The sequence below is a fragment of the Ramlibacter sp. genome (assembly GCF_036383835.1).
Taxonomy (GTDB): Bacteria; Pseudomonadota; Gammaproteobacteria; order Burkholderiales; family Burkholderiaceae_C; genus Ramlibacter.
The window spans coordinates 1-5438 of sequence record NZ_DASVNN010000141.1 but is presented as its reverse complement, the minus strand read 5'-3'; the positions used below and the strand labels follow the sequence as shown (position 1 = coordinate 5438).

At 68.5% G+C, this 5438-nt stretch carries 7 protein-coding genes; all 7 read left to right on the top strand.

Translation table 11 applies throughout. The annotated features are described in order from the left end of the window. The coding region (gene metG / locus VF522_RS21940; protein WP_330910454.1) for a methionine--tRNA ligase subunit beta at nucleotides 1-414 on the top strand (414 nt) is incomplete at its 5' end. Between the two features lie 117 nt (nucleotides 415-531). Next, the gene (locus VF522_RS21935) at nucleotides 532-867 is read left to right on the top strand and encodes a cupredoxin domain-containing protein (protein WP_330910453.1); all 336 of its coding nucleotides are present in this window, start codon (nucleotides 532-534) and stop codon (nucleotides 865-867) included. Nucleotides 868-877: 10 nt separating this feature from the next. Beyond that, on the top strand, nucleotides 878-1693 hold the full coding sequence (locus VF522_RS21930; protein ID WP_330910452.1) for an FTR1 family iron permease: 816 nt from the start codon (nucleotides 878-880) through the stop codon (nucleotides 1691-1693). Between the two features lie 31 nt (nucleotides 1694-1724). Continuing rightward, on the top strand, nucleotides 1725-2477 hold the full coding sequence (locus VF522_RS21925; RefSeq protein WP_330910451.1) for a hypothetical protein: 753 nt from the start codon (nucleotides 1725-1727) through the stop codon (nucleotides 2475-2477). 261 nt (nucleotides 2478-2738) lie between these two features. Then, entirely contained in the window at nucleotides 2739-3398 is a 660-nt protein-coding gene (locus VF522_RS21920) for a hypothetical protein (protein WP_330910450.1), read from the top strand. 83 nt (nucleotides 3399-3481) lie between these two features. Continuing rightward, nucleotides 3482-3703: a hypothetical protein gene (locus tag VF522_RS21915; RefSeq protein WP_330910449.1), complete on the top strand. Its 222-nt coding sequence runs from the start codon at nucleotides 3482-3484 to the stop codon at nucleotides 3701-3703. Between the two features lie 149 nt (nucleotides 3704-3852). Next, a partial coding sequence (locus VF522_RS21910) for a SulP family inorganic anion transporter (RefSeq protein WP_330910448.1) occupies nucleotides 3853-5438 on the top strand: 1586 nt, incomplete at its 3' end.

The window sequence follows — 5438 nt, the reverse complement described above, 5'->3', positions numbered from 1 at the left end:
GTCGTGGACAAGCTGTTCGAGCCGGCGGAGGAACCGGTGGTGGCGGTACAACCGGGTGGCGAAGACATCGCCCCGGCGATCACGATCGACGACTTCACCAGGGTCGACCTGCGCATCGCGAAGATCGTCGACTGCAAGGCGGTCGAGGGTTCGACCAAGCTGCTGCAGCTCACGCTCGACGCGGGCGAAGGCCGCATGCGCAACGTGTTCTCCGGCATCGCCTCGGCCTACAAGCCGGAAGACCTGGTGGGCAAGCTGACCGTGCTCGTCGCCAACCTCGCGCCCCGCAAGATGAAGTTCGGCGTGAGCGAAGGCATGGTGCTGGCGGCCAGCCATGCGGACGAAAAGGCCAAGGGCGGCATCTACGTACTGAATCCCTGGCCGGGCGCCGAACCCGGCATGCGCGTGCGCTGACCCGGCGCGCGGGTCCCGACGAAAAAGCCGGCAATCCCCTGCCGGCTTTTTTTTGCGCCCACTTGCAAATACGAACAATTCTTGTTTAGACTCCGCCCACCACTTCCTGCCTCCACCATGACCCCCATCCGCCGTTTCCTCGCCCTCGGCCTCGTTTCCGCTCTCTTCTGCGGCTGGGCCGCTGCCGCCGAGCCCGAGTTCACGATCGTGATCAGGAACCACCGCTTCGAACCGGCCGAGGTCAAGGTGCCGAGCGGCCAGCGCATCAAGCTGGTCGTCGACAACCAGGACAGCACGCCCGAGGAATTCGAGAGCCACAGCCTGAACCGCGAAAAGGTGGTGCCCGGCGGCAAGAAGGCTTCGATCTACGTCGGCCCGCTGAAGCCCGGCCGCTACGCCTTCTTCGGCGAATACAACGAGAAGACGGCGCAGGGCGTGCTGGTCGCCGAATAAGGACGCCGCCATGTTCGCCGCCGCCCTGATCGTCTTTCGCGAATCGCTGGAAGCCGCCCTGTTCGTCGGCATCGTCGCGGCGGCCACGCGCGAACTGGCCGGCCGCTCGCGCTGGCTCTCGGGCGGCGTCGGCCTCGGGGTGCTCGGCGCCCTGCTGCTGGCGCTCACCGCGCAGCAGGTGAGCGACTGGTTCGACGGCATCGGCCAGGACGTCATCAACATCGCGGTGTTGTCGCTGGCGCTGGTGATGCTGCTCTGGCACTGCATCTGGGTGGCCTCGCATGCGCGCGAAATGGCGGGCGATGCCCGCCGGCTCGGCACCTCCGTGCAGCAAGGCGAGCGCAAGCCGTGGGCGCTGCTGGTCGCCGTGGCCCTGGCCGTGCTGCGCGAAGGCGCCGAGACGGTGCTGTTCGTGGGCGGCGCGCTCACCGGCAGCCACACCGCCACGGCAACCGTCGTCGCTTCGGTGCTGATCGGCGTCGGCCTCGGCGTGGCGGTCGGCTTCCTCCTCTACACCGGCCTGGCCCGCATTCCCACGCGGCACCTGTTCACCACCACCAACGTGCTGATCGCCATCCTCGCGGGTTCCATCGGCAGCCAGCTGGTGAAGTCGCTCGCGCAGGCCGGCTTCATCGAGCACGGGACGTCGCCGCTGTGGGACACCTCGGACTGGCTCGCCCCCGATTCCGCGCTCGGCACGCTGCTGCATGCGCTGGTCGGCTACGACGCGCGGCCCTCCGCGGCACAGCTCGCGTCGTACCTGCTGGTCCTCGCAGTGATCTACGCAGGCAACCGCCTGCTGCGTCCGCCGCAGCCCGCCCGCTGACCGTCTTCCCTTTCGACCTCCTGGAGACTTCATGCATACCGCCACCCGCGCGGGGGCCCTGGCTGCCCTCGTCCTGTCCTGCCTGAGCTACGCACCGCTGGCCTTCGCCGGCCCTTCCAACTACGTGCACACGCCCATCGTCGAAGAGGGCGAGCGCGAGGTGGACTTCAAGGCGGGGACCGCCAAGCTGCGCGACGGCTCGCGCGTGTCCGAGTACTCGCTGGGCCTCGGCTGGGGCGTGAATTCGCGCTGGTTCACCGAGTTCTACGGCAAGTGGCACAAGGAACCCGGCGAGCGGCACGGCTTCGACGCCTGGGAATGGGAGAACAAGTTCCAGCTCACCGAAACCGGCCGGTACCCGGTCGACGTCGGCTTCCTGCTGGAGATCGAGCGCCCGAAGGACCGCAGCGAAGGCTACGAATACAAGTGGGGTCCGCTGCTGCAGATGGACCTCGGCACCAAGGTGCAGGCGAACCTGAACGTGCTGATCGAGAAACACATCCGCGCGGTCGAGGCCGAGAAGGCGGAACTGGGCTACGAATGGCAGCTGAAGTACCGCTATCGGCCCGAGTTCGAATTCGGCGCGCAGGGCTTCGGCGACGTCGGCCCGTGGAACCACTGGGAACCGCGTTCGGAACAGCCCCACACCGCCGGGCCGGCATTGTTCGGCAAGTTCCATGTCGGCAACAAGCAGGTGATCAAGTACAACGCCGCCGTGCTGTTCGGCCTCACCCACGGGTCTCCGCGCAACGCTTTCCGGCTGCAGACCGAATACGAGTTCTGAGTCCCGCGGCTCCTGACGGAGCCGACGAGGCCGCAGGAGCTTCGACAAGATGTCTCCGCCGGTGCGCAGGCCCCCCTCGCTTCCGCAAAAAACGGGAAAATCCGCCTCGTCCTCGAGCCGGCTTTCTTCGGTCGGCAGCCGGGATCAGCCTCCACTTCCGGAATCGCCATGCCTATTGCCCCGCGCGCGGGGGCGCTTGTCGCCCTCGCCCTGTCCTGCCTGACCTACGCGCCAGTGTCCTTCGCCGAGCTTTCCGGCGAAATGCACACTCCCATCGTCGAAGAGGGCGAGCGCGAGGTGGAATTCAAGGCGGGCACGGCCAGGCTGCGCGACGGCTCGCGCGTGTCCGAATACTCGCTGGGATTCGGCTGGGGCGTGACTTCGCGCTGGTTCACCGAGTTCGCCGGCAAGTGGCACAAGCAGCCCGGCGAGCGGCACGGTTTCGACGCCTGGGAATGGGAGAACAGCTTCCAGCTCACCGAAACCGGCCGGTACCCGGTCGACGTCGGCTTCCTGCTGGAGATCGAGCGCCCGAGGGACCGCAGCGAAGGCTACGCATACAAGTGGGGCCCGCTGCTGCAGATGGACATCGGCACCAGGGTGCAGGCGAACCTGAACGTGCTGATCGAAAAACAAATCCGCACGGTCGAAGGCGGGAAGGCGGAACTGGGTTACGAGTGGCAGCTGAAGTACCGCTTGCGGCCCGAGTTCGAATTCGGCGCGCAGGGCTTCGGCGACGTCGGCCCGTGGGACCACTGGGAGCCGCGCTCGCAGCAGAACCACAGCGCCGGCCCCGCGCTGTCCGGCGCGTTCCGCGTCGGCACCAGGCAGGCGATCAAGTACAACGCCGCCGTGCTGTTCGGCCTCACCCACGGGGCTCCGCGCAACACTTTCCGCCTGCAGACCGAGTACGAATTCTGAGTCTCACGACTCTTTACGGCGCCGACAAGGGCGCTGCATAGAATGGGCCGATCCAAGCAGTTCCGGATCCGCCCATGACCTCCATGCCTTCCCTCGTTCGCCGCGCCGCCGGCATGGCCTTGATCGGCGGCTCCCTGGCCCTTTCGGGCTGCACCGTCATCACCGTCGCGGCGGCGGCGACTTCCGTCGCCGTGACGGCCGGTTCGCTGGCCGTCGACGCAGCGGTCGGCACCGTGAAGCTCACGGGCAAGGCGGTCGGCCTGGCGGCGGATGCCGTCCTGCCCTCGGGCGACGACAACAAGTAAGGCGGCCGGCCGCGGGCGTACACTGCGGCCATGGCTTCCCAGCCAATCCTGCCGCTTTCGCGGCGCAGGCGCTTCATCACCCGGCTGCACCACTGCGGCCCTCCGGCAGCGAACTGAACTTCCGTTCCGTTCGACTACCGGAGTCACGATTGCAGCTTTCCTTCCCTTTCCGTCCCCGCCTGCTCGACGCACTGCGCGGCTATGACGCTGCGCGCTTCGCGCGCGACCTGGGTGCCGGCCTGACGGTCGGCGTCGTCGCCCTGCCCCTGGCGATGGCCTTCGCGATCGCCTCGGGCCTGAAACCCGAAGCCGGCCTGTGGACCGCGATCATCGCGGGCCTCCTGGTCGCGCTGCTGGGCGGCTCCAGCGTGCAGATCGGCGGACCCGCCGGCGCCTTCATCGTGATCGTCTACGGCATCGTCGAGCGCTACGGCCTGGCCAACCTGCTGATCGCCACCGCCTGCGCCGGCGTGCTGCTGTTCGCCATGGGCCTGCTGCGGCTCGGGCGGCTGGTGCGCTACGTTCCGGTGAGCATCGTGGTCGGCTTCACCAACGGCATCGCGGTGCTGATCGCCGCCTCGCAGCTCAAGGACTGGCTGGGGCTGGACATCGCGAAGATGCCGGCCGACTTCTTCGCGCAGTTGCGGACCCTGGCCGCGCACCTCGAAAGCTTCAACCCGTATGCCTTCGCGCTGGGGCTGGCGTGCCTGGCGAGCCTGTTCGCCTGGCCGCGCCGTTCGCGGCTGCCCGGCCCCGTCGTGGCGCTGGTCGCCCTGACGGCAATCGCCTGGTTCCTGCACCTGCCGGTCGAGACCATCGGCAGCCGCTTCGGCAGCATCCCGCGGGGCCTGCCCGCCTTCGCGCTGCCCGAGTTCAGCTGGGGGACGGTCAAGCTGCTGGTCACGCCGACCCTCACCATCGCGGCGCTCGGCGCGATCGAGTCGCTGCTGTGCGCCCGCGTCGCCGACCAGCTCTCGTCGCTACCCCGGCACGACCCGAACCAGGAGCTGATGGCACAAGGCGTGGCCAACTTCGTCGTGCCCTTCTTCGGCGGCATGCCCGCCACCGGCACCATCGCCCGCACCGTCACCAACATCCGCGCGGGCGCCACCTCGCCGGTGGCCGGAGTGATCCATGCCCTGACGCTCGCCTTGGTGGTCCTGCTGGCGGCGCCGCTGGCACTGCTGGTGCCGCTGTCGGTGCTGGCCGGCATCCTCTTCTTCGTCGCCTGGAACATGGGCGAGTGGCGGGAGTTCGCGCACCTGCGCCGCTACAGCACGCACTACCGCCTCCTGATGCTGGGCACCTTCGCGCTGACGGTGGTGTTCGACCTGACGGTGGCCGTGCAGGTGGGGCTGGTCGCCGCCTGCGTGCTCTTCATCCGGAAGATGAGCGACCTGTTCCGGGTGGAGCGGGTCGATGGCGACGGAGCCCGCCTGCGCTACGCCCTCTACGGCTCCCTGTTCTTCGGCGCCACGGCCAAGCTCGATCCGATCGTGCAGGTGGTGGAGGACGGTCCGCCGCGGCCGGAAGTGGTCCTGGACGCGCTGCACCTGGTGCACCTGGACACCTCCGGGCTGGACACCCTGCGGCAGCTGCACAAGGCGGTCCTGCTGCGGGAGGGCCGCCTGCGGATCGAGAACCTCCATGAGCAGCCGCGGGAGGTGATCGAACGGGCGGGGTTTGCGCAGGAATGGGGGGTGGAGCGCCCCCTCCCCAGCCCTCCCCCGGAGGG